Annotated in this window: 20 protein-coding genes and 1 tRNA gene; 15 read left to right on the forward strand and 6 right to left on the reverse strand. The window is 66.2% G+C overall.

Translation table 11 applies throughout. The features are described 5' to 3' along the window. Positions 1-108: 108 nt before the first annotated feature. Entirely contained in the window at positions 109-1,203 is a 1,095-nt protein-coding gene (gene aroC / locus ASD28_RS19660) for a chorismate synthase (protein WP_056131909.1), read from the forward strand. A gap of 130 nt (positions 1,204-1,333) precedes the next feature. Here aroC and ASD28_RS19665 read toward each other — a convergent pair whose 3' ends face one another. Together ASD28_RS19665 and ASD28_RS19670 are read right to left on the reverse strand one after the other, a co-directional pair. Then, positions 1,334-2,827 (reverse strand): HDOD domain-containing protein, encoded by a 1,494-nt coding sequence (locus ASD28_RS19665; RefSeq protein WP_056131912.1) that lies wholly within the window; start codon positions 2,825-2,827, stop codon positions 1,334-1,336. Then, positions 2,824-4,557: a GGDEF domain-containing protein gene (locus ASD28_RS19670; protein ID WP_082577275.1), complete on the reverse strand. Its 1,734-nt coding sequence runs from the start codon at positions 4,555-4,557 to the stop codon at positions 2,824-2,826. The genes ASD28_RS19665 and ASD28_RS19670 overlap by 4 nt, the downstream gene beginning before the upstream one ends. 331 nt (positions 4,558-4,888) lie before the next feature. On the opposite strand from ASD28_RS19670, the gene ASD28_RS19675 reads away from it, so the two are divergent. The 4 genes from ASD28_RS19675 (at position 4,889) to ASD28_RS19690 (ending at position 8,214) form a co-directional block, all read left to right on the forward strand. Beyond that, positions 4,889-6,580, forward strand: a complete 1,692-nt coding sequence (locus ASD28_RS19675) for an isovaleryl-CoA dehydrogenase (RefSeq protein ID WP_056131921.1) — start codon at positions 4,889-4,891, stop codon at positions 6,578-6,580. A 98-nt stretch (positions 6,581-6,678) separates the two neighbouring features. Continuing rightward, positions 6,679-7,329, forward strand: coding sequence for a uracil phosphoribosyltransferase (gene upp / locus ASD28_RS19680; protein WP_056131924.1), 651 nt, complete (start codon positions 6,679-6,681; stop codon positions 7,327-7,329). A 10-nt stretch (positions 7,330-7,339) separates the two neighbouring features. Continuing rightward, on the forward strand, positions 7,340-7,714 hold the full coding sequence (locus tag ASD28_RS19685) for an Hpt domain-containing protein (protein WP_056131926.1): 375 nt from the start codon (positions 7,340-7,342) through the stop codon (positions 7,712-7,714). Between the two features lie 296 nt (positions 7,715-8,010). Then, the gene (locus ASD28_RS19690; RefSeq protein ID WP_036166698.1) at positions 8,011-8,214 is read left to right on the forward strand and encodes a cold-shock protein; all 204 of its coding nucleotides are present in this window, start codon (positions 8,011-8,013) and stop codon (positions 8,212-8,214) included. Positions 8,215-8,285: 71 nt separating this feature from the next. Here ASD28_RS19690 and ASD28_RS19695 read toward each other — a convergent pair whose 3' ends face one another. Continuing rightward, complete coding sequence (locus tag ASD28_RS19695; protein WP_056131928.1) at positions 8,286-9,194, reverse strand: LysR family transcriptional regulator; 909 nt, start codon at positions 9,192-9,194, stop codon at positions 8,286-8,288. 173 nt (positions 9,195-9,367) lie between these two features. Here ASD28_RS19695 and aceB point away from each other — a divergent pair, with 173 nt between their 5' ends. After that, on the forward strand, positions 9,368-10,957 hold the full coding sequence (gene aceB / locus ASD28_RS19700; RefSeq protein WP_056131930.1) for a malate synthase A: 1,590 nt from the start codon (positions 9,368-9,370) through the stop codon (positions 10,955-10,957). Between the two features lie 72 nt (positions 10,958-11,029). Here aceB and gloB read toward each other — a convergent pair whose 3' ends face one another. Then, positions 11,030-11,827 (reverse strand): hydroxyacylglutathione hydrolase, encoded by a 798-nt coding sequence (gloB, locus tag ASD28_RS19705; RefSeq protein ID WP_056131932.1) that lies wholly within the window; start codon positions 11,825-11,827, stop codon positions 11,030-11,032. A 23-nt stretch (positions 11,828-11,850) separates the two neighbouring features. Here gloB and ASD28_RS19710 point away from each other — a divergent pair, with 23 nt between their 5' ends. The 4 genes from ASD28_RS19710 (at position 11,851) to ASD28_RS19725 (ending at position 14,012) form a co-directional block, all read left to right on the forward strand. Then, positions 11,851-12,636, forward strand: a complete 786-nt coding sequence (locus ASD28_RS19710; RefSeq protein WP_056131935.1) for a class I SAM-dependent methyltransferase — start codon at positions 11,851-11,853, stop codon at positions 12,634-12,636. Between the two features lie 21 nt (positions 12,637-12,657). Further along, positions 12,658-13,098, forward strand: a complete 441-nt coding sequence (gene rnhA / locus ASD28_RS19715; RefSeq protein ID WP_056131938.1) for a ribonuclease HI — start codon at positions 12,658-12,660, stop codon at positions 13,096-13,098. A gap of 61 nt (positions 13,099-13,159) precedes the next feature. After that, on the forward strand, positions 13,160-13,867 hold the full coding sequence (gene dnaQ / locus ASD28_RS19720) for a DNA polymerase III subunit epsilon (RefSeq protein ID WP_056131941.1): 708 nt from the start codon (positions 13,160-13,162) through the stop codon (positions 13,865-13,867). A 70-nt stretch (positions 13,868-13,937) separates the two neighbouring features. Then, positions 13,938-14,012, forward strand: a tRNA-Val gene (locus ASD28_RS19725). A 144-nt stretch (positions 14,013-14,156) separates the two neighbouring features. On the opposite strand, the gene ASD28_RS19730 is transcribed toward ASD28_RS19725, so the two are convergent. Together ASD28_RS19730 and ASD28_RS19735 are read right to left on the reverse strand one after the other, a co-directional pair. Then, the gene (locus ASD28_RS19730) at positions 14,157-15,485 is read right to left on the reverse strand and encodes a sorbosone dehydrogenase family protein (RefSeq protein ID WP_056131944.1); all 1,329 of its coding nucleotides are present in this window, start codon (positions 15,483-15,485) and stop codon (positions 14,157-14,159) included. Continuing rightward, positions 15,472-15,915 carry a DUF2231 domain-containing protein gene (locus ASD28_RS19735; RefSeq protein ID WP_056131947.1) on the reverse strand — a complete coding sequence of 148 codons (444 nt, stop codon included), beginning with the start codon at positions 15,913-15,915 and terminating at the stop codon, positions 15,472-15,474. The genes ASD28_RS19730 and ASD28_RS19735 overlap by 14 nt, the downstream gene beginning before the upstream one ends. Positions 15,916-16,206: 291 nt before the next feature. Between ASD28_RS19735 and ASD28_RS19740 the strand changes: the two genes are divergently transcribed. Genes ASD28_RS19740 through ASD28_RS19760 form a run of 5 tightly spaced genes read left to right on the forward strand, consistent with a single transcriptional unit; the run spans position 16,207 to position 22,188 of the window. Then, positions 16,207-17,823, forward strand: coding sequence for an AMP-binding protein (locus tag ASD28_RS19740; RefSeq protein WP_056131950.1), 1,617 nt, complete (start codon positions 16,207-16,209; stop codon positions 17,821-17,823). Then, a complete protein-coding gene (locus tag ASD28_RS19745; protein WP_056131953.1) occupies positions 17,820-20,144 on the forward strand; it encodes a bifunctional salicylyl-CoA 5-hydroxylase/oxidoreductase in 2,325 nt (774 codons plus the stop codon). Before ASD28_RS19740 ends, ASD28_RS19745 begins: the two co-directional genes overlap by 4 nt. After that, positions 20,144-20,899 (forward strand): SDR family NAD(P)-dependent oxidoreductase, encoded by a 756-nt coding sequence (locus tag ASD28_RS19750; RefSeq protein WP_056131956.1) that lies wholly within the window; start codon positions 20,144-20,146, stop codon positions 20,897-20,899. Before ASD28_RS19745 ends, ASD28_RS19750 begins: the two co-directional genes overlap by 1 nt. Then, on the forward strand, positions 20,896-21,360 hold the full coding sequence (locus ASD28_RS19755) for a MarR family winged helix-turn-helix transcriptional regulator (protein ID WP_056131958.1): 465 nt from the start codon (positions 20,896-20,898) through the stop codon (positions 21,358-21,360). The genes ASD28_RS19750 and ASD28_RS19755 overlap by 4 nt, the downstream gene beginning before the upstream one ends. Positions 21,361-21,369: 9 nt before the next feature. After that, entirely contained in the window at positions 21,370-22,188 is an 819-nt protein-coding gene (locus ASD28_RS19760; RefSeq protein WP_056131960.1) for an enoyl-CoA hydratase family protein, read from the forward strand. The last annotated feature ends 1 nt before the right edge of the window (position 22,189 follow it).

The following is a 22,189-nucleotide window of genomic DNA, read 5'->3' on the forward strand; positions in this document are numbered from 1 at the left end:
GAAAATTCCACAAGGAAACATTTTTATTCGTGCAAGTAGTCAATTCACCGGTCGGTTGTCCATGCTGGTAGAATCTTCCATTCCATTCGCACAACCCAACGAGATTCCATGTCCGGCAACACATTTGGCAAGCTGTTTTCCGTAACCACTTTCGGCGAATCGCACGGTCCCGCAATCGGCTGCGTGATCGACGGCTGTCCGCCGGGACTGGCGTTGTCCGAGGCCGACATCCAGCCCGAGCTGGACCGTCGCAAGCCGGGCACGTCGCGCCACGTGACGCAGCGCCAGGAAGCGGACCAGGTGAAGATCCTGTCCGGGGTCTATGAAGGCGTGACGACGGGCACGCCAATCGCGCTGCTGATCGAGAACACGGACCAGCGCAGCAAGGACTACGGCAACATCGTCGAGATGTTCCGTCCTGGCCACGCGGACTACACCTATTGGCACAAGTACGGCGTGCGCGACCCGCGCGGCGGCGGCCGCTCGTCCGCGCGCCTCACCGCGCCCGTCGTCGGCGCCGGCGCCATCGCCAAGAAGTGGCTGCGCGAGAAGTACGGCACCGAGTTCATGGGTTGCATGAGCCAGCTGGGCGACATTCCCGTGCCGTTCGAGGATTTCAGGCACGTGCACGACAACCCGTTCTTCGCCGCGACGTCCGACGCCGACCTGATCGCGCGCATGGAAACGGCAATGGACGAACTGCGCCGCGCGGGCGATTCCATCGGTGCCCGCATCGACGTGGTGGCGAAGAACGTCCCGGTGGGTCTCGGCCAGCCGATCTATGACAAGCTCGACGCCGACATCGCCTACGCCATGATGGGCATCAATGCGGTGAAAGGGGTGGAGATCGGCGCCGGTTTCCACTCGGTCGCGCAGAAGGGGTCGGAACACGGCGACGAACTGACCCCGGAAGGCTTCGTCGGCAACAATGCCGGCGGTGTGCTGGGCGGGATCTCGACGGGCCAGGACATCACCGTGTCCATCGCCATCAAGCCGACGTCGTCGATTCGCACGCCGCGCCGCTCGATCGACAAGCAGGGCAATCCGGTGACGGTCGAGACGTTCGGCCGCCACGACCCGTGCGTGGGCATCCGCGCGACGCCGATCGCGGAGGCGATGCTGGCGCTGGTGCTGATCGATCACGCCCTGATGAACCGCGCCCAGTGCGGCGACGTGCACGTGGATACGCCGCGCCTGCGTTAAACCCGTCGTCCCCGCGAAAAGCGGGGACCCATACTGAAGTGCAGGATTCGATAAGTCCGAAGTCGCGCGGTCTTTTCGCAGTCCGAATCCGGCCGCTCGGCATGGATTCCCGCTTGCGCGGGAATGACGATCAGGCCCGGCTCGCCACCGCTTCCACCGGCTGCCGCCGCTCCACGCTCTTGACGACGAGCGCGCGCAATTCGTTCAGCAGCGAGAACTCCGTCTGGCTCAGGTAGACGGACGGGAAGCGGTCGTCCCAGTCGCCGTAGATGAAGCCGACCGGCTCGCCGCGCGTGCACAGCGGGATGATGACGAAGCAGCGGGCCTCGGACAGCGTGCCTTTCCACCAGCCCGGCAGCTTGCTCGAGAATTTCGGATCGCGCGCGTTTTCGATGAAGATCACGCGGTCGCTGCCGAGGGAGGCGAAGAACACGTTCGGTTCGTACGCATCGTCGAACGACAGCTTGGGCACGAGTGTCTTGGCGTTGTCGCCCAGGCCGATCTTGGCCGTGTAGCGGCCGTCGCGGCGGTTGCGCAGGAAGCCGAACGCGCGCGTGAACGACAGGCCGTGGTACGCCGTCTCGATCGCCATCGACACCATCTGGCCAGGCGTTGCGGTCGCGGCGGCGTCACGCATGTCGGCCACCCCGTTCAGCAGGATCTTGTTGCCGGCCTCGCGCAGGCGCGTGACGGCGGAGGCGCGGGCGCGCTTCTCGGGCGGGTTCGCGAGCGGCGCGATCGACAGGTCCGCGGCCGCTTCGACCTTCGCCTTCTCGATCGCACCGACGATGTTGTCCGGCTCGATGCCGATCAGCGGCGCGAAGCCGGCTGCCAGCAGTTTCACCTGTTCGGCGCCCGCTTCGTCGCCGTGCCACAGGTTGTCGGCGCATTGCGACGCCATGGTGCCGAGGGCGGCGAGCCAGTCGTCGTGGCCGAAGTCGGCGCCGCGCAAGCCGGGCTCCACGCGGCGCATGCCGGCGATCAGGTTGCGCGGCAGGCCCCAGTGTTCGGCCGTGGCGCGGCCGATCTGTTCGAGCGACAGGCCCAGTTGCGCGATGGCGATCGGGTCGATATCGCCGGCGCCTGCCGCCTGCTGCATCAGGGTCCAGTGCTCGGGCAGGTAGAACGTGACCATCATCCGGCCCAGCGAATGGAGGATCGAGCACACGACGGCTTCTTCCGGATCGCGCGTGGCCGCTTCGGCCGCGACCTGGTGCGCCACCATCCCGGCCAGCACGGCCTTTTCCATCTCGATGTGGGCCTGCAGCGAATCGGGCGTCGACTTGGACAGTTCCTCGATCAGTTTCAGGCCCAGCGCCAGGTGGCCGATGGCTTCCGTGCCCAGCACGAGGATGGCCTTGGAGACGGTGTTGATGCGCTGGCCGAAGGCCGAGTACATGCCGCTGTTCGCCAGGCGCAGCACCTTCTGGGTGAGCACGGGGTCGGACAGCACCGTCTGGGTCATGGAAAAGTCGCGCTCGTCCTCGCCGCGCATGGAGGCGAGGATGGCGTTGATGGCCTTGGTGAAGCCGGGCATGTCGCCGCGCCGCCGGATCCGCTCCCACAGGAGGGCGAGGGTGGCGTCGGCTTTCGGCGATCGTTCGATGGTAGCAGTCTGGTTCATGTGAGGCCCGCCCGTAATTCGTCCGGCAGCAGTTCCGTGTACAGGTTTTCCTTGAGCGCGGCCATGGCCACGTGGGCCGGCATCGGTTTCCCGGTCAGGTAGCCTTGTACGTAGTCGCATCCGCGCGACTCGACGTAGGTCAGTTGTTCTTCGGTCTCGACGCCTTCGGCCACGACCGACAGGTCGAGGTGCTTGGCCAGGTCGAGCACGGCATTGCAGATCGCCGCGTCCTTGGTCGAGGCGGGCAGGTCCTTGATGAAGGCGCGGTCGATCTTCAGCACGGAGATCGGGAAACGTTTCAGGTAGGCGAGGCTGGAATAGCCGGTGCCGAAGTCGTCGATCGCGATGCGGGCGTTGCGTTCCGCCATCTTGGTCAGGATCGCCTCCGCGTGCGCCGGGTCGACCATCAGCGTGCCTTCCGTGATCTCGAGCACGAGCTTGTCGCCGGGCGCGCCGGAAAAGTCGAGGGCGTCGTCCAGCACGTTGAGGAAGCGGTCGTTGCGGAACTGGCGCGGGCTGATGTTGACCGAGATATACAGGTCGCGCTTGGCCACTTCCTCGAACTGGCGCAGCTGCACCAGCGCCGCCTTGAGCGCCCAGGCGCCGAGCAGGTTGATGAGGCCATTGGTCTCGGCGATGGGGATGAAGCGCACGGGCGGCACCATGCCGAGGGTCGGATGCTTCCAGCGCATCAAGGTCTCGAAGCCTTCGATCTGGCGCGTGCGGCTGGACACGATCGGCTGGTAGTACAGCAGGAACTCGCCTTCGCGCACGGCCTGGAACATCGCGGCTTCGAGCGAGATGTCGTGCTGCGGCATGCCGTTCTCGCGCACGCTGTAGACGACGGCGCGGCCCTTGCCCGTTTCCTTGGCGCGGCCCATGGCGGCGTCGGCGAGGGCGATCAGGCGGATCTCGTCCTCGGCGTGGTCGGGATAGATCGACACGCCGACGGACGCGCCCAGGTACACGGTATGTCCGTCGACCTCGAACGGCGATTGCAGCGCGGCCAGCAGGCGGCCGCTCACGAGCTTGATCTGGTCCGGCGTGAACGTGCCCGGCAGGACGGCAACGAACTCGTCGCCGCCGACGCGGGCCAGCGTGTCGCTGTCGCGCAAGGTCTTGCGCAGGCGGCTCGCGGCCTGGCGCAGCACGGCATCGCCGACCGGATGGCCGAGGCCGTCGTTGACCTTTTTAAAACCGTCCAGGCCGATCGTGGCGACGCAGAAGCCCTGGCCCGAGCGGCGCGCACTGGCGATCACCATGCGGATGCGGTCGGACAGCAGCAGGCGGTTCGGGAGTTCCGTCAGCGCGTCGTGCGTGGCCATGTGGCGCAGGCGTTGTTCGGTCGCGCGCTGGGCCGACATGTCGCGGCCGACGGCCAGCAATTCATGGCTGCCCGGGAGCTGGCCGATGCGCAGTTCGAACCAGACGTCCTTGCCGGCGCAGCGCAGCCGCACTTCGACGAGTACCGGATCGCTCGCCGTGCCGGCATCGACGAGGGCGTTGCGCAGGGCGGCCTGGTCGACGTCGACGGCCAGTGTCGTCAAGACGGTGCCGGCCAGCGTCTGCGCGCCGAACGTGCGCTGGGCGCGCTGGCTTGCGTGGTGGATCAGGCCGGAAGGGTCGAGGCGGAACGCGACGTCGCCCACCGCCTCCATGTAGCCGTCCGGGCTCGCCGCCGGGGCCGCATGACGCGGATCGTTCGGTACTGCGGGTGAACTGGCGCGCATTGTCGAAATATCTGCTTTCAAATCTAGGCAGGAACTGCCCTTAATGCTGGAGTGTACCAAAACAACAAGCAATGTATCACCGAAAGATTCCAGGCGGCACTAAAAAGCACAATGCCGTGTCACTTTCTCCCGCTGCTTGACACGCCGCAGTGCCGGCGTCCGAATCGGTCCCGCTTGCCCCGCACGTGGCTTTGGGCTAGCCTTGTTGCCTAACCGATAACCCGGCGGTGGGCTTGAAGGGTTATTGTCGCCGATACAGTGCAAAGTAGAAACTTTTGCGCCGTTCATATGATGCTCAGTTGCAACAACTCGGCCATTCCGGAGGGACGCCATGAACCGATTCGACACCCACGAGGTTTTCAACCAGGCGCCGCCGTTCGGTGACGTGGATTTATTCGCCTGTGACCCCGCGCTGCGCGAAGGCCTGGTGCGCGAAGGCGCCGGCTGGGTGGAGGGCGAACTCGGGCGGCTGGGGCAGGAACTCGGCGCCGCCGCCGTGCTGGACTTGGGCCGGCTGGCGAACGACAACCCGCCTCGCCTCGTCAATTTCGACCGCGGCGGGCATCGCGTGGACGAGGTCGAATTCCACCCGGCGTGGCATGAGCTGATGCGCCTGCTGATCGAGAACGGCGCCCACTCGCTGCCGTGGGAAGCGCCGCGGCCCGGCGCCCAGGTCGCGCGCGCGGCCGCCTATCTGCTGTTCGGCCAGGTCGAGAACGGCTCGCAATGTCCCGTGACGATGACGTACGCGTCCGTTCCGGCATTGCGCCAGCACCCGGGCATCGCGGCGCACTGGCTGCCGAAGATCCTGTCGCGCACCTACGACCCGCGCTCGCTGCCCATCGAGCAGAAGCGGGGCGCCCTGATCGGCATGGGCATGACGGAAAAACAGGGCGGCACCGACGTGCGCGCCAACACGACGCGGGCAACGCGCATGAATCCGGCGGTGGCGGAGACCCGGTTCGGCGCCGACTGGCGCGACGCGTGGAGCCTCGTCGGCCACAAATGGTTTTTCTCCGCGCCGCAATCGGACGCCCACCTCGTGCTCGCGCAGACGGACGAGGGCGGCAGTACGGGTCTGTCGTGCTTTTTCGTACCGCGCTTCCTGCCGGACGGGACGCGCAACGCGATCCGCGTGCAGCGCCTGAAGAACAAGGTCGGCAACAAGTCGAACGCGTCGTCCGAAGTCGAGTTCTGCGACGCCGTCGGCTGGCTGATCGGCAAGGAAGGGCGAGGCATCCCGACGATCCTCGAAATGGGCAGCCACACGCGCCTCGATTGCGTGCTGGGCTCGGCCGGCATCATGCGTGCCGCCCTGTGCCACGCGCTGCACCATGCGCGCGCGCGCAGCGCGTTCGGGCGCAAGCTTGCCGACCAGCCGCTGATGCAGAACGTGCTGGCCGACCTGGCGCTGGAATCGGAAGCGGCGACCGCGTTCGCGCTGCGGCTGGCGCGCTGCTTCGACCCGGGCCCGGATGGCGCCGCGGACCCGCGCGAGGCGCTGCTGGGGCGCATCCTGACCCCGGCCGGCAAATACTGGCTGTGCAAGCGCGGCCCCGCGTTCGGCGCCGAGGCGATGGAAGTCATGGGCGGCAACGGCTATGTCGAGGACGGCCCGCTGGCGCGCCTGTACCGCGAATTCCCCGTCAATTCGATCTGGGAAGGCTCCGGCAACGTGATGTGTCTCGACGTGCTGCGGGCCTTTTCCAGGGGGCCGGAGACGCGCGACGCGCTGGCGGCGGAACTGGCGCTCGCCTCCGGCCGCGACAGCCGCTTCGACGCGTATTGCGCGCGCCTGCTGGACGGCCTCGCCACGCTCGCGGCCGACGAATTCGGCGCGCGCCGCCTCGCGGAACGCCTCGTCGTGGCCGTGCAGGCGGGGCTGCTGCTGCGCCATGCGCCTGGATGCGTCGCCGCCGCGTTCGTCGCGTCGCGCATCGCCGTGGACGTGGGCGGCGCGTTCGGCCGGCTGCCCGACGGGGTCGACTGCGACGCGATCCTCGCCCGTGCGCTGGTGGAATAAGCCGCGATAAATCTTCGACAAAGGACGGGACAAACTGGGATAATGCACGCCATTTACCAAATCAACCACGCCGTTGCCACAAGCGCCGGCCATGCATAATGAAACAAGATCCGCGCTTCCCGAACCTGTTCATCCTGAACCATCCCCTGATCCAGCATAAGCTGTCGCACATGCGCGACCGCGGCACGTCCACGCGCACGTTCCGCGAATTGCTGCGGGAAATCACGTTGCTGATGGGTTACGAGATCACGCGCGACCTGCCGCTGACGACGCGCCAGATCGACACGCCGCTGATGACGATCGACGCCCCCGTCATCGCGGGCAAGAAGCTGGCCATCGTGCCGATCCTGCGTGCCGGCGTCGGCATGAGCGATGGCCTGCTGGAACTGGTGCCGTCGGCCCGCGTCGGCCACATCGGCGTGTTCCGCGACCCGGACACGCACCTGCCCGTCGAATACCTCGTGCGCCTGCCGGATACGACCGAGCGCACGTTCATCCTGTGCGATCCGATGGTCGCGACGGGCAACTCGGCCGTCTACGCCGTCGACGTGCTCAAGAAGCGCGGCGTGACGGACGACCAGATCATCTTCCTGGCCCTCGTCGCGGCGCCGGAAGGCGTGGAAGTGTTCCACAAGGCCCATCCGGACGTGAAGCTGTACGTGGCTTCGCTCGACAGCAAGCTGAACGACCACGCCTACATCGTGCCGGGCCTCGGCGACGCGGGCGATCGTATATTTGGTACGAAATGAGCGGCAGGAAATGAGTTCGAGTGCGGATGCCGAATTCTTCGCGCGCCTCGCGGAGCTGAACGATAAATTCGCGGCGAGCCTGCCGCAGACGCTCGGCCGCCTGTCGGCCGCGCGCAACGCCTTCGACCCGAAACGGCCGCCGGCCGCGCTGATCGAGCAGATGCATGCGGTGCTGCATACGCTGGCCGGCTCGTCCGCCACATTCGGCTTCCGCATCCTCGGTCAGCAGGCGCGCATGCTGGAACAGCGCCTGCGCGTGCTGACGACATTCGACGCCGTCGGCCCGGAAGAGTGGGAAGCGTGGCTGTCCGAACTGGATGTGTTCATCGCTTGGGGCGGCGTCGATCCAAAGGCCGCGTACCCGAACGACGAGTCTTCTGTATAGCGCCACAACAAAGCACCTGTCCCGAAATCGTTTGATTTAGGACAAACTTTATCCGCATCCATGCCCTATATTTTGCGTACTGCCGACGCAAATGGGATCCGTAAAAAGGTTGGCTTCAGGAATTGTCACGGATCCCGGTTTTATTTTGCGAAAACCGTGTACGTGTGGGTTTATTCGGTATAATTAGGGATCGTTGGATTCGCGGTAGCAGTGCAGTTAGTCTGTCATTTGTTTCTTGCTTCTTCAAACGATCGTAAACGGACTTCGGTCCACTTCAACTGAAATAGGAAATTGTAATGGCAACTGGCATCGTTAAATGGTTCAATGACTCCAAAGGCTTCGGGTTCATCACCCCGGACGAAGGCGGCGAAGATCTGTTCGCGCACTTCTCGGCGATTCAGAGCCAGGGCTTCAAGTCCCTGCAGGAGAACCAACGCGTCTCGTTCGACGTGACCTCCGGTCCGAAAGGCAAACAAGCATCGAACATTCAGCCGCTGTAATCTGCTGAATTGATGACAAAAAATCCTCGGAGCTTCCGAGGATTTTTTTTTGCCCTAACGTTTCATGCCGGTCAGCCAGGCTTGCGCCAGTAATCCGGCTGAGAATACGCATGGCGCAGAAAGTCCACGAATACCCGGATGCGCAGCGGCAAGTGACGGCGTTGCGCAAACACGGCATAGATATCGTTGCCGGGCGCCGCGAACTGTTCCAGCACGGGTACCAGCAGGCCCGCTTCGATTTCCGAACTCACCTCCCACATCGACCGCCAGGCCAGTCCGCGCCCGGCCATCGCCCAGTCGTGCAGCACGGCGCCGTCGTTGCACACCATATTGCCGCCCACCTTCATCGTGACGATCTTGCCGTGGTCGCGGAACGTCCAGCCCCGCTGGCTGCCTTGGCTGCTTATCGCCAGGCAATTGTGCTTCGATAGGTCGCCCAGGGTCTGCGGCGTCCCATGGCGTTTCAGATAGCCGGGCGTCGCGACGACGACGCGGTGATTGTCCGCGAGCTTCACGCCGACGAGATTCGAGTCCGTCAGGCTCGCGATGCGGATCGCGATGTCGACGCCTTCGCCGATGACATCGACGACGCGGTCGGACAGGTTCAGGTTCATGCTCACCTCGCGGTGCTCGGCCAGGAAAGAGGGGACGAGCGGTGCCACGTGCTGGCGCCCGAACCCGGCCGGCGCGGATACGACGAGGTGTCCCGTGGCGCGCGCGCTCCGTTCCGACACGGCCGCTTCCGCTTCTTCGAGCTCGGCAAGGATGCGCTGGCAATCCTCAAGGAACACCGCCCCTTCGTCCGTCAGCGCCAGCTTGCGCGTGGTACGCTGTAGGAGCTTCACGCCCAGGCGCGCTTCGAGCGCGTCCAGACGCCGTCCGATCATGGCCGGCGCGATGCCCTCCGCGCGCGCGGCCGCGGACAGGCTGCCGCGGGCGATGACTTCGACAAAAGTAGATATCTGACGGAAATGGTCCAAAGGAATGCCTCGATTCTGTTCGTCACTTGTGACAAAAAAGCATAAATGAATATATTTTTTGTCTCGTTTAGGCGATTAATAGTGAATATACTGGAAGCAATATCAAACGCCAAGCTGGCTTGTGCCAGGAACCGCGGCACTGTCCACATTTCATACTAGAACAGGAGAACGCAATGACCATCGCCACCCCAGCCGGAATGGAAATCCGGGCCGAGATCAAGCCCGGCTATGAACAGATCCTGACGCCGGAAGCGCTCGCGCTGGTAGCGAAGCTGAGCCGCGAATTCGAACCGCGCCGCCAGCAACTGCTCGCCGCGCGCGTCGAGCGCGCGAAACGCCTGGACGCCGGCGAGCGTCCGGACTTCCTGCCCGAGACGGCGCACATCCGCAACGGCGACTGGAAGATCGCGCCGATCCCGAAGGCGCTGGAATGCCGCCGCGTGGAAATCACGGGCCCGGTCGAACGCAAGATGGTCATCAACGCCCTGAACTCGGGCGCGGACAGCTATATGACCGACTTCGAGGACTCCAACACCCCGAACTGGGACAACCAGCTCACTGGCCAGATCAATATGCGCGACGCCGTCCGCAAGACGATCTCGCTGGAGCAGAACGGCAAGCAATACAAGCTGAACGACAAGGTCGCGACGCTGGTGGTCCGTCCGCGCGGCTGGCACCTGGACGAAAAGCACGTCCTCGTCGACGGCAAGCGCATCTCCGGCGGCATTTTCGACTTCGCCCTGTTCATGGTCCACAACGCCAAGGAACAACTGGCCCGCGGCGCCGGTCCGTACTTCTATCTGCCGAAGATGGAATCGCACCTGGAAGCGCGCCTGTGGAACGACATCTTCGTCATGACCCAGAACGAACTGGGCCTGCCGCAGGGCACCATCAAGGCGACCGTCCTGATCGAGACGATCGTCGCCGCCTTCGAGATGGACGAGATCCTGTACGAACTGCGCGAGCACAGCGCCGGCCTGAACGCGGGCCGCTGGGACTACATCTTCTCGTGCATCAAGAAGTTCAAGCTGGACAAGGACTTCTGCCTGGCCGACCGTCCGAAGGTCACGATGACGGCGCCGTTCATGCGCGCGTACGCGCTGCTGCTGCTGAAGACCTGCCACAAGCGTAACGCCCCGGCGATCGGCGGCATGGCGGCGCTGATCCCGATCAAGAACGATCCGGAAAAGAACGAAGTCGCGATGGGCGGCGTGCGCAACGACAAGGCGCGCGACGCGACCGACGGCTACGACGGCGGCTGGGTCGCGCACCCGGGTCTCGTCGATCTGGCGATGACCGAGTTCAAGAAGGTGCTGGGCGACCGCCCGAACCAGATCGACAAGCAGCGTCCGGACGTGGAAGTGACCGCGAAGGACCTGCTGGACTTCCGCCCGGAAGCCCCGATCACGGAAGCGGGCCTGCGCTACAACATCAATGTCGGCATCCACTACCTGGGCGCCTGGCTGGCCGGCAACGGCTGCGTGCCGATCCACAACCTGATGGAAGACGCGGCCACTGCCGAGATCAGCCGTTCGCAGGTGTGGCAGTGGATCCGCTCGCCGAAGGGCGTGCTGGAAGACGGTCGCAAGGTCACGGCCGAGATGGTCCGCGCCATGATCCCGGAGGAGCTGGCCAACGCGAAGGCGGCCGCCCCGAACGGCGACAGCCCGACCTATGAGCGCGCCGCGCAGATCTTCGAACAGATGTCGACGTCGGAAGACTTCGCCGAGTTCCTGACCCTGCCGCTGTACGAAGAAATCTGATCCTCCCCGAATGACGCGGCCGCCAGCGATCGGCGGTCGCGTCGTCTCATCCCCAGCCGGTCTCTCCCGGTTTCAGAACACGTTCTTCCACTCCCGCAGCGCCGCGAATACCGTGACCGGGTCCGCACCCGGCGCGAGGCGTCCGGCCGCCGTCAGGCTGCCGATGATGGCGGGCTCGCGCGTGCGCAGGAAGGGGTTCGTCGCCTTTTCGATCGCGATTGTCGACGGGATCGTGGGCAGATGCGTGCCGCGCAGCTCGCTGTCGTGCGCGATGCGCAGCTGCAGCGCGCGGTTGCCCGGTTCCAGCGCTTCGGCGAAACGCAGGTTGGACAGCGTATATTCGTGGGCGCAATAGACCAGCGTGTCGTCGGGGAGGGCGGCCAGCTTCGCGAGCGAGCCCATCATCTGCGCCGGCGTGCCTTCGAACAGGCGGCCGCAGCCGCCGCCGAACAGCGTGTCGCCGCAGAACAGCCAGCGCGCGCCCGCGTCCTCGCGCACGTACGCGATGTGACCCTTCGTATGGCCGGGGACGTCGAGCACGGCGAGTTCGAGCGCGAGGCCCGGCACCTCGACCGTGTCGCCTTCGCCCACCGGGTGGTTCACGACGGCGATGCCGTCGTTGCGCGGACCGAAGACGGGCACGTTGCTGTGTTCGAGCAAGCGCGTCACGCCGCCGATGTGGTCAGCATGGTGATGGGTGAGTAGAATGGCGGTCAGGGTCAGGCCATTCGCCTGCAGGGACGCGAGGATCGGTTCCGCGTCGCCCGGATCGACCACTGCCGCATGTGTGCCGTCATGGATAATCCAGAGATAGTTATCCTTGAAGGCCGGCACGGTCAGGACTGCGAGTTCAGTGGGCACAGGAATCATATGGGTATCGATAAAGGTTGGGCATGGACAGCGCGGCATCCGAAAAATCCATTATAGCGCTCGACCGCTGGCTGCAATCGCCGGCGGGCGCGTACGTGCGCGCCTGGGAACAGGCGTGCCTGGACGAGTTGACGGTCGATATTTTCGGCTTCAACGCGGTCCAGATCGGCGTGCCGCAGATCGACGCACTGGCCGCCAACCGCATGCCCAACAAATGGCAGGCGGCTACGCGCACGTCGACGGCCGACGAACTGGTCTATGCCGCCACCGGCAAGCAGATCGCCGTCGCGCTCGACTTCGCCGACCTGCCGTTCGCGTCGCAAAGCCTGGACCTCGTCGTGCTGCCGCACGTGCTGGAATTCGCGGCCGAGCCGCACCAGGTGCTGCGCGAAGTCGAGCGCGTGCTGATCCCGGAAGGGCAGGTGATCATCTGCGGCTTCAACCCGGCCAGCCTGTGGGGCGTGCGCCAGGGGATGGGGCGCATCACGAGCAGCGACTACCTGCCGGCGGCGGGGGAGTTCATCTCTATGCCCCGTCTCAAAGACTGGTTAAAATTGTTGAATCTCGGCGTCACGCGCAGCCATTTCGGCTGCTACGCGCCGCCGTTCCGGACCGCGCAGTGGCTCAACCGCTTTGCCTTCGTCGAAGGGGCGGGGCGGCGCTGGTGGCCGTATCTCGGGGCCGTGTACATGGTCCACGCGATCAAGCGCGTGAAGGGCATGCGCATCATCGGTCCGGCCTGGAATAAAAAGACGAGCAAGGCGCCGCAGGCGGTGCCGGCAGCGAACCGCAACGAACATTACAAGTAAGACATAAGGAAAAAGCGCAGCATGACCAAAGTTGAGATTTTTACCGACGGCGCCTGCAAGGGAAATCCGGGCACCGGCGGCTGGGGCGCGCTGCTCGTGGCCGATGGCGGCCACGAAAAGGAAATCTTCGGGGGCGAGCCGAATACGACGAACAACCGCATGGAACTGCGCGCCGTGATCGAGGCGCTCACCGTCCTCAACCGCCCGTGCGAGGTTGTCCTGCACACCGACAGCCAGTACGTGCAAAAAGGGATCTCGGAATGGATCCACGGCTGGAAGGCGCGCGGCTGGAAGACGTCGGCGAAGGAGCCCGTCAAGAACGACGACCTGTGGAAGGCGCTGGACGCCGCCCAGCAGCAGCACGCCGTCGAATGGCGCTGGGTGCGCGGCCACAACGGCCACCCCGGCAACGAGCGTGCGGACACCCTCGCGAACATGGGCGCCGCGTCGCTAAAGCGTTGATATTGTGCTGATTTTGTTATACTTACCGGTTCTTTCCACGCTTACTTGAGTTTGCACGCGCATGCGCCAAATCGTCCTCGATACCGAAACCACAGGCCTGAATCCGCGCACCGGCGACCGCATCATCGAAGTCGGCTGCGTCGAGATCTTCAACCGCAAGCTGACTGGCAATAACTTCCACCGCTACATCAATCCCGAGCGCGACTCGGACGAGGCGGCACTGGCGGTCCACGGCCTGACGACCGAGTTCCTCAGCGATAAGCCGAAGTTCCACGAGATCGCCCACGAACTGCGCGAATTCGTGCAGGGCGCCGAGATCATCATCCACAACGCGCCGTTCGACCTTGCGTTCCTGAACCATGAGTTCGAGCGCATGGGCCTGCCGCCGTTCGTCGAACACTGCGCGAACGTGATCGACACGCTCGTCCATGCCAAGGAACTGCACCCCGGCAAGCGCAACTCGCTGGACGCGCTGTGCGACCGCTATGGCATCTCGAACGCGCACCGCAAGCTGCACGGCGCACTGCTGGACTCGGAGCTGCTGGCCGACGTCTACCTGGCGATGACGCGGGGGCAGAACACGCTGTCGATGGACGTCGAGGTCGAGGCGAGCGGCGGGGGCATCGTGCTGGAAGCCGGTCCGCTGGGCGAGATCTTCGTGCTGCCGGCTGCTGCCGACGAGCTCGCCGAGCACGAGAACGTCCTTGCCGCACTCGACAAAGGCGTAAAGGGAGAATGTGTTTGGAGAAAATATTCTCCGCAGGGGTGACAAAACGCAAAAGTCCCCCTATAATGCTCGTCATTGCAGCGACGCAATCGCAGCAAAGCAGTAAAAAGTAGGGCGGTTAGCTCAGGGGTAGAGCACAGCATTCACACTGCTGGGGTCGCAAGTTCGAAACTTGCACCGCCCACCAGGATTCAAGCTCCGGTGCACGGGATGGGTTGAGAAAAACCACCTGGAAGTCGGAGCGACAGGAAGGCCAGCGATAAGCTGGCCTTTTGCGTTTCTGGCGTCCTCTCCGCTTCCGGCAGACTCGCGCAGGGCAGGTCGACAGTCTTCAGCGCCTGGCGCCCGTCACGCGCCATACCACGTCGCCGACGTCGTCGGCGATCAGCAGGGCGCCGTCCGCGTCCTGGGCGAGGCCGACCGGCGCGCCGAACAGATGTTTCTCGTCGGCGGAATGGAAGCCGGTCACGACATCCTGGGCCTTCCCGCTCGGCATGCCGTTGGCGAACGGCACCCAGACGACCTTGTATCCGCTCAGCGGTGCGCGGTCCCAGCTGCCGTGCTCGCTGATGAAGGCGCCGCTCTTGAACTGCGGCAGGGCGTCTCCGGTGTAGAACAGCAGGCCCAGCGCCGCCACGTGCGACCCGAGGGCGTAATCCGGCACGATGGCTTTCTTGACGAGATCGGGGCGCTGGGGCCGGACCCGGTCGTCCACATGCTGGCCGTAGTAGCTGTAGGGCCATCCGTAAAAACCATGCTCCCGCACGGAGGTGAGGTAGTCCGGCACCAGGTCCGCGCCGATCTCGTCGCGTTCGTTGGCGATCGCCCATAGCTTTCCGCTCTGCGGTTCGAACTGCAGGCCGGTCGGATTACGGATGCCCGAGGCGAACACGCGGCTGGCGCCGGTCGCGGCGTCGACTTCCAGCACGGCGGCGCGCCGGTATTCCACCTCCAGTCCGTTTTCCCCTGCGTTGCTGTTCGAACCGCTGCCAACATACAGGTATTTGCCGTCGGGGCTCGCCACCATCGCTTTCGTCCAGTGGTGGTTGACGGTGCTGGGCAAGTCGCCGAGTTCGGTTCCCGGATCGGACATCTTCGTCTCGCCCGGCGTGTAGCGGTATTTCATGATGTTGCCGGTGTTTGCCACATACAGGGCGTCGCCCACCAGCGCGATACCAAAGGGGGAGTGCAGCTTTTCGATATACACGAACTTGTCCCACTCGCCGCCGCCGCCGGGTTTGCGGCGCAGCAGGGTGACCCGGTTGCCGCCCTTGCCGCCCTTGCCGGACTGGTTCTTGATCTTGCCGGCGATGAGCTGTTTCGGCGTCGTGATCGCCTCCTCACCCGGGCCGTTGCCTTCCACCACCAGCACGTCCTGGTTCGGCAGTACCAGCACCTGGCGCGGGTGCATGAGCCCCGAGGCGATCTTCTCGATCTGCAAGCCGGTCGCCACCTGGGGCCTGGCATCACCCTGCCAGCCGGCGAAGTCCGGCACCTTCATCGGCGGGAGCAGGTAAGCCTTCGGGCGCGGCAGGGGCGGATTCTCGCCCATCTGCTGGGAGGGGGCGAGGTTGGCTTTCTCGCCGCAGCCGGCGAGGGCCAGCAACAAGGCCGCGGCCAGGACCAGGCCGTGCCGGCGCGTGCGCTCATGCTTGTTCATGGCGGTATCCCCGGTAGTCGACTCTGTCCCCGGCCAGGACGATCCTGCCGATAACGAGTGCGAGCACTGTCACGACGGAGAGCCAGAGCCCGGCGGGCATGCTGCCGTATGCATCCCGGCTGTGCACGAAGGCATTGAAGATGGCCGCCACGATCGCGACGACCTGAAGCCAGAAATTGATCGCGAGAGCCTTGGTCCGGCCCCTGGTGAACCAGGTGCGGCCGAGATTGATAAGTTGCGGGACGATCGCGAACAGGAGGCCGATGCTGACCAGCCACGCTGCCGCTTTCACCCAAAGGATCGTGAAGGTCTCGACATACAGGATGTCGAAGACGAGCGCGGCCACGAAGAAACCAAATGGTATCGGGTCGAGCACATCGAATATCGCCGACGTGATGCTGGATCGGGATGCTTGGGTTGTCGAGTTCATGACGCGGCTCCTTCGGGATATGAGCGGGCTTCCGGCTGGAAAACCGCAATCCTGCGCCCGCTTGGGGGCGGTCTGGTTCCGTGGAAGGCTAGCATGGATATTGAACTCCGCGTCGCGAGTCTGGACCGCAGCACCTACGGCAAGGTCGCGCAGGAAGGCATCGCCTTCGCCTGTCCGCCCCTGCTCCTGAACCTGTCAGGGCGTGCGCCATGCAACCCGGCTTGCGTCCCGAAATACTTTAGGCTTAAAGTATCTCCCGGTACCGACCGATCTTTTCTCCGGGGGCGCTTCATGACGAGCTTGTCCGCTGCAGAGTCAAGTCTTTCGGCCCATGTCGACACGTTCGCGCGGGATCATCTCCCGCCCGTCGACCTGTGGCCGGACCTCGTGTTCGACCTGCCCGCGCTCCAGTATCCCGCGCGGCTGAATTGCGTGGCGGAACTGCTGGACCGCCATGTCGCCGCCGGACGGGGCGGCCGCACCGCCATCGTGGGCGATACGGTAACCTGGACCTACGCCGATCTCATGCAGCGCGTCGACCGCATCGCCCACGTCCTGCGCACGGACTTGAACCTCGTGCCGGGCAACCGCGTGCTGCTGCGCGGCGCCAACTGCCCGATGATGGCGGCCGCGATCCTCGCCGTGTTCAAGGCCGGCCTCGTGGCCGTGCCGACGATGCCGCTGCTGCGGGCCCGCGAGCTGGGCATCATCGTCGACAAGGCGCGGGTGAACGCCGTGCTGTGCGCGCGGCCGCTCGCGGACGAACTCGAACAGGTGGCGGGGCACCCGCCCGTCGTGTATTTCCAGGATCCGGAAGGACTGGAAGCACGCATGGCCTACCACGATGCGCCGTTCGCACCGTTGGACACGGCCGGCGACGACGTGTGCCTGATCGCCTTTACGTCCGGCACGACCGGCATCCCGAAAGGCACGATGCACTTCCACCGCGACATCCTGGCGATCTGCGACTGCTTCCCGCGGCACACGCTGGGCGCGCAGGCGGACGACGTGTTCATCGGCACGCCGCCGCTGGCCTTCACGTTCGGCCTGGGCGGGCTGTTGCTGTTTCCCCTGCGCGTGGGCGCGGCCGGCGTGCTGCTCGAAAAGCCGGCGCCGGAAGGCCTGCTCGCCGCGATCGAGCGGTACAAGGCCACCGTCTGCTTCACGGCGCCCACGTTCTACCGCCAGATGACGCCCCTCGTCCCGCGCTACGACCTGCGCTCCCTGCAGAAATGCGTGTCGGCCGGCGAGGCGCTGCCGCTGGCGACGCGGGACGCCTGGAAGACGGCGACCGGCATCGCCATGATCGACGGCATCGGCGCGACCGAGCTGCTGCACATCTTCATCTCGGCCAGCGGCGCGGACATCCGGCCCGGCGCGACCGGCAAGCCCGTCCCCGGCTACCGCGCGTGCATCCTCGACGACGACGGCGCGCCGGTCGGTCCCGGCGTGGTCGGACGGCTGGCCGTCAAGGGCCCGACGGGCTGCCGCTACCTGGCCGACGAGCGCCAGCGCGACTACGTGCTGGATGGCTGGAACCTGACGGGCGACAGCTACGAGACGGACGCCGACGGTTATTTCTACTATCGCTCGCGCACGGACGACATGATCATCTCGGCCGGCTACAACATCGCCGGCGCCGAAGTGGAAGAGGTGCTGCTGCGCCATCCGGCCGTGGCCGAGTGCGGCGTCGTGGGCCGGGCCGACGAGGAGCGCGGCCAGATCGTGGAGGCCCACGTCGTGCTCAAGCCCGGGTTCGAACCGACCCCGGAAACGGCATGCGTATTGCAGGACTTCGTCAAGGCGCAGATCGCCCCGTACAAATATCCGCGCGCCGTGCGCTTCACCGACAAGCTGCCGCGCACGGAGACGGGCAAGCTGCAGCGCTACAAACTGCGGCTGTCATGAACATCGTCTGCATCGGCGGCGGGCCCGCCGGCCTGTATGTCGCCCTGCTGATGAAGCGGCAGGACCCGGCGCACCGCGTCGTCGTCGTGGAACGCAACCGCCCGTACGACACGTTCGGATGGGGCGTCGTGTTCTCCGACCAGACGCTCGCCAACCTCGTCGCGGCCGACGAGCCGACGGCGCGCAGCATCCTGCAGGCGTTCAATCACTGGGACGACATCGACGTCTTCTTCAAGGGCGAGCGCATCACCTCCGGCGGCCATGGCTTCTGCGGCATCGGCCGCAAGCGGCTGCTGAACATCCTGCAGCAGCGCTGCGAGGAACTGGGCGTGGAACTCGTGTTCGAGACCGACGTGCAGGACGACGAGGCCGTCGCCGCGCGCTACCGGGCCGACCTCGTCGTCGCGGCCGACGGCATCCACAGCCGCACGCGGGCCCGCCATGCGGCCACCTTCCAGCCGTCCGTCGAGACGCGCCGCTGCCGCTTCGTGTGGCTCGGCACGAAAAAGAAGTTCGATGCGTTCACGTTCGTGTTCAAGGAGACGGCGTTCGGCTGGTTCCAGGCCCACATCTACCAGTTCGACGACGACACGTCCACGTTCATCGTCGAGACACCGGAAGACGTGTGGCGCCGCGCGGGCCTGGCGGACATGGCGCAGGAAGAGGGCATTGCCTTTTGCGAGCGCCTGTTCGCCGAGCACCTGGACGGGCATCCGCTGCTGTCGAACGCGGGCCACCAGCGCGGCGCCGCGGCCTGGATCGCGTTTCCCCGCATCGTGTGCGAGCGGTGGGTGCACTGGAATGGCGACGTGCCCATCGTGCTGATGGGCGACGCGGCCCACACGGCGCACTTCTCCATCGGTTCCGGCACCAAGCTGGCGCTGGAAGACGCGATCGAACTGGCGTGCTGCCTGCGGGAACACGGCAGCGACGTGCGCGCGGCGCTGGCCGCGTACCAGGCGAGCCGCGCGGTCGAGGTGCTGAAGATCCAGTCGGCCGCGCGCAATTCGATGGAGTGGTTCGAGAACGTGGAGCGCTACGGCGCGCTGGACGCGGAGCAGTTTGCGTACGCGATGCTCACGCGCAGCCAGCGCGTCTCGCACGAGAACCTGCGCCTGCGCGACCCCGGCTATGTCGCGCATTTCGAGGACTGGTTCGCGCGCCGCGCGTGCGCGCAGGCGGGCGTGGCGCTGCCCGAGAACACCCACATGCCGCCCATGTTCACGCCGCTGCGCGTGCGCGACGTGTTCCTGAAGAACCGCATCGTCGTTTCGCCGATGGCGCAGTATTCGGCCATCGACGGCGTGCCCGGCGACTACCACCTCGTGCACCTGGGCGCGCGGGCAATGGGCGGGGCGGCGCTCGTGATGGCCGAGATGACGTGCGTGTCGGCCGACGCCCGCATCACGCCGGCCTGCCCCGGCATGTATGCGCCCGAACACACGGCCGCGTGGCGGCGCATCGTGGACTTCGTGCACGGCCGGACCGATGCGCGCATCGGCATCCAGCTGGGCCACGCCGGCCCGAAAGGATCGACGCGCCCGATGTGGGACGGCATCGACCAGCCGCTCCCGGACCACAACTGGCCGCTGATCGCGGCATCGGAACAGCAGTACCTGCCGGGCATCTCGCAGGTCGCGCGCGCCGCGACGCAAGCGGATCTCGCGCGCGTCGAGGCGGACTTCGTGCGCGCGACGCTCGCGGCCGACGCGGCCGGCTTCGACTGGCTCGAACTGCACTGCGCGCACGGCTACCTGCTGTCGTCGTTCATTTCGCCGCTGACGAACCGGCGCGAGGACGAGTACGGCGGCAGTCTTGACAAGCGCTGCCGCTATCCGCTGCGCGTGTTCCGCGCGATGCGCGCCGTGTGGCCGGCCGCGAAGCCGATGAGCGTGCGCATCTCGGCGCACGACTGGGTCGACGGCGGCATCACGCCCGCGGACGCCGTGCACATCGCGCGCCTGTTCAAGGCGGCGGGCGCGGACATGATCGATTGCTCGTCGGGCCAGGTCAGCAAGGAAGAACAGCCCGTGTTCGGCCGCATGTACCAGACGCCGTTCGCGGACCGCATCCGCAACGAGGCCGGGATCCCGACCATCGCGGTCGGCTCGATCTACGAAGCGGACCACGCCAACAGCATCATCGCGGCCGGGCGCGCGGACTTGTGCGCGGTGGGCCGGCCGCACCTGGCGAATCCCGCGTGGACGCTGGCGGAAGCGGCGCGGATCGGCGTCACGGCGGTCGCGTGGCCGAAGCAGTATCTGGCCGGGAAGGCGCAGCTGGAACGGAATATGAAACGCGAACGCCAGGGGGAGGGCTGATGGAGACGCTGGATGGAAAACACGCGGTCGTGACGGGTGCCAGCCGCGGCATCGGCCTCGCCATCGCGCGCGCGCTGCGGGCGCACGGCGCGCGCGTCACGCTGATGGCGCGCGAGGCCCGTGTGCTGGAGGCCGCGGCGGCGGAACTGGGCGGAGAAACCGCCTGGCAGACGGTGGACGTGACGGATGCGGAAGGCGTCGCGGCCGCGTTCGCGCGCGCTGGCGCCGTGGACATCCTCGTCAACAATGCGGGCCAGGCCGCGTCGGCGCCGTTCGGGCGCACGGACGCCGCGCTGTGGCAGCGCATGCTGGACGTGAACCTGACCGGGGCCTATCACTGCATGCAGGCCGCGCTGCCCGGCATGCTGGACGCGGGCTGGGGAAGAGTCGTCAACGTCGCGTCGACGGCCGGCCTCACGGGCTACCGGTACGTGGCCGCGTATTGCGCGGCGAAGCACGGCCTCGTCGGCCTCACGCGCGCGCTCGCGCTGGAGGTGGCGACGCGCGGCGTCACCGTCAACGCCGTGTGCCCGGGCTTCACGGACACGGACATCGTGGCGGATGCCGTCGCCAATATCGTCCGCAAGACGGGGCGCACCGCCGACCAGGCGCGCGCGGAACTGGCGGCCGGCAATCCGCAGGGACGGCTCGTGCGGCCGGACGAAGTGGCGCACGCCGTCGCGTGGCTGTGCATGCCCGGCGCGGCGGCGCTGAACGGCCAGGCCATCGCGGTGGCCGGCGGGGAGGTGATGTGACGCCGGCCGACGATGCCCCGCTCGACCTGAAACTGTGGCTGCGGTTGTTGTCTTGCACGGTGCGCGTGGAGAACACGATCCGCAGCCGGCTGCGGACCACGTTCGGCATCACCTTGCCGCGCTTCGACCTGATGGCGCAACTGGAGCGCCATCCGGACGGCTTGCGGATGGGAGAATTGTCGAAGCTGATGATGGTCACGGGCGGCAACGTGACGGGCATCGCCGACCAGCTGGAACGCGAAGAGCTCGTCCTGCGCGTGCCCGACCCGCAGGACGGGCGGGCGTTCGTGCTGAAGCTGACGCCGCGCGGGCGTACCGCGTTCGCGCAAATGGCGGCCGTGCACCAGGGCTGGGTGGCCGACCTGTTCGGCGACGTCTCCCCGGACGACAAGGCCAGGATGATCGCCTTGCTGGACACGATGAAGCGGCAATTGAATGTGCAATTGAGCGACAAGGACTAGGAGACCACGATGCACCGCACGCAGCTGGCCGGCTACCGCGCCGAACATTTCCTCTACGAGGCCGACGGCGGCGTCGCCACCATCACGCTGAACCGCCCGGAGCGCAAGAACCCGCTGACGTTCGACTCGTACGCGGAGCTGCGCGACCTGTTCCGCGCGCTGGCGTACGCTGACGACGTGAAGGCCGTCGTGCTGACGGGCGCGGGCGGCAATTTCTGCTCGGGCGGCGACGTCCACGAGATCATCGGGCCGCTCACGCAACTGGACATGCCGGGCCTGCTCGCGTTCACGCGCATGACGGGCGACCTCGTGAAGGCGATGCTCGGCTGCCCGCAGCCCATCGTGGCGGCCGTCGACGGCGTGTGCGCGGGGGCTGGCGCGATCCTCGCGATGGCATCCGACGTGCGGCTCGCCAGCACCCGCGCGCGCACCGCGTTCCTGTTCACCAAGGTCGGCCTGGCCGGCTGCGACATGGGCGCGTGCGCCATCCTGCCGCGCCTCATCGGCCAGGGACGCGCGGCGGAACTGCTGTACACGGGCCGGGCGATGTCGGCCGAGGAGGGCGAGCGCTGGGGCTTTTATAACCGCCTGTGCGCGCCGGACGAGGTGAGGGGCGAGGCGCAGGGGCTCGCGCGCGGCCTCGCCGAGGGGCCGACGTTCGCGCACGGGATGACGAAGAAGATGCTGCAGCAGGAATGGACGATGGGGCTCGCGGAAGCCCTCGAGGCCGAGGCGCAGGCGCAGGCGATCTGCATGGCCACCGGCGACTTCAGGCGCGCCTACGACGCGTTCGTCGCGAAGACCACGCCCCGCTTCGAAGGAGACTGAC

The sequence above is a fragment of the Massilia sp. Root133 genome, from assembly GCF_001426525.1.
GTDB classification, from domain to species: Bacteria; Pseudomonadota; Gammaproteobacteria; order Burkholderiales; family Burkholderiaceae_D; genus Telluria; species Telluria orientalis.

Bases quoted from the DNA above. Each gene is read 5' to 3' on its own strand.
- aroC (WP_056131909.1), top strand. From the start codon at position 109: ATGTCCGGCAACACATTTGGCAAGCTGTTTTCCGTAACCACTTTCGGC.
- ASD28_RS19745 (WP_056131953.1), top strand. From the start codon at position 17,820: ATGAACATCGTCTGCATCGGCGGCGGGCCCGCCGGCCTGTATGTCGCC.
- aceB (WP_056131930.1), top strand. From the start codon at position 9,368: ATGACCATCGCCACCCCAGCCGGAATGGAAATCCGGGCCGAGATCAAG.
- gloB (WP_056131932.1), bottom strand. From the start codon at position 11,827: ATGATTCCTGTGCCCACTGAACTCGCAGTCCTGACCGTGCCGGCCTTC.
- ASD28_RS19760 (WP_056131960.1), top strand. From the start codon at position 21,370: ATGCACCGCACGCAGCTGGCCGGCTACCGCGCCGAACATTTCCTCTAC.
- ASD28_RS19735 (WP_056131947.1), bottom strand. From the start codon at position 15,915: ATGAACTCGACAACCCAAGCATCCCGATCCAGCATCACGTCGGCGATA.
- ASD28_RS19685 (WP_056131926.1), top strand. From the start codon at position 7,340: ATGAGTTCGAGTGCGGATGCCGAATTCTTCGCGCGCCTCGCGGAGCTG.
- ASD28_RS19690 (WP_036166698.1), top strand. From the start codon at position 8,011: ATGGCAACTGGCATCGTTAAATGGTTCAATGACTCCAAAGGCTTCGGG.
- ASD28_RS19750 (WP_056131956.1), top strand. From the start codon at position 20,144: ATGGAGACGCTGGATGGAAAACACGCGGTCGTGACGGGTGCCAGCCGC.
- ASD28_RS19665 (WP_056131912.1), bottom strand. From the start codon at position 2,827: ATGAACCAGACTGCTACCATCGAACGATCGCCGAAAGCCGACGCCACC.
- ASD28_RS19670 (WP_082577275.1), bottom strand. From the start codon at position 4,557: ATGCGCGCCAGTTCACCCGCAGTACCGAACGATCCGCGTCATGCGGCC.
- ASD28_RS19710 (WP_056131935.1), top strand. From the start codon at position 11,851: ATGGACAGCGCGGCATCCGAAAAATCCATTATAGCGCTCGACCGCTGG.
- dnaQ (WP_056131941.1), top strand. From the start codon at position 13,160: ATGCGCCAAATCGTCCTCGATACCGAAACCACAGGCCTGAATCCGCGC.
- upp (WP_056131924.1), top strand. From the start codon at position 6,679: ATGAAACAAGATCCGCGCTTCCCGAACCTGTTCATCCTGAACCATCCC.
- ASD28_RS19675 (WP_056131921.1), top strand. From the start codon at position 4,889: ATGAACCGATTCGACACCCACGAGGTTTTCAACCAGGCGCCGCCGTTC.
- ASD28_RS19730 (WP_056131944.1), bottom strand. From the start codon at position 15,485: ATGAACAAGCATGAGCGCACGCGCCGGCACGGCCTGGTCCTGGCCGCG.
- ASD28_RS19740 (WP_056131950.1), top strand. From the start codon at position 16,207: ATGACGAGCTTGTCCGCTGCAGAGTCAAGTCTTTCGGCCCATGTCGAC.
- rnhA (WP_056131938.1), top strand. From the start codon at position 12,658: ATGACCAAAGTTGAGATTTTTACCGACGGCGCCTGCAAGGGAAATCCG.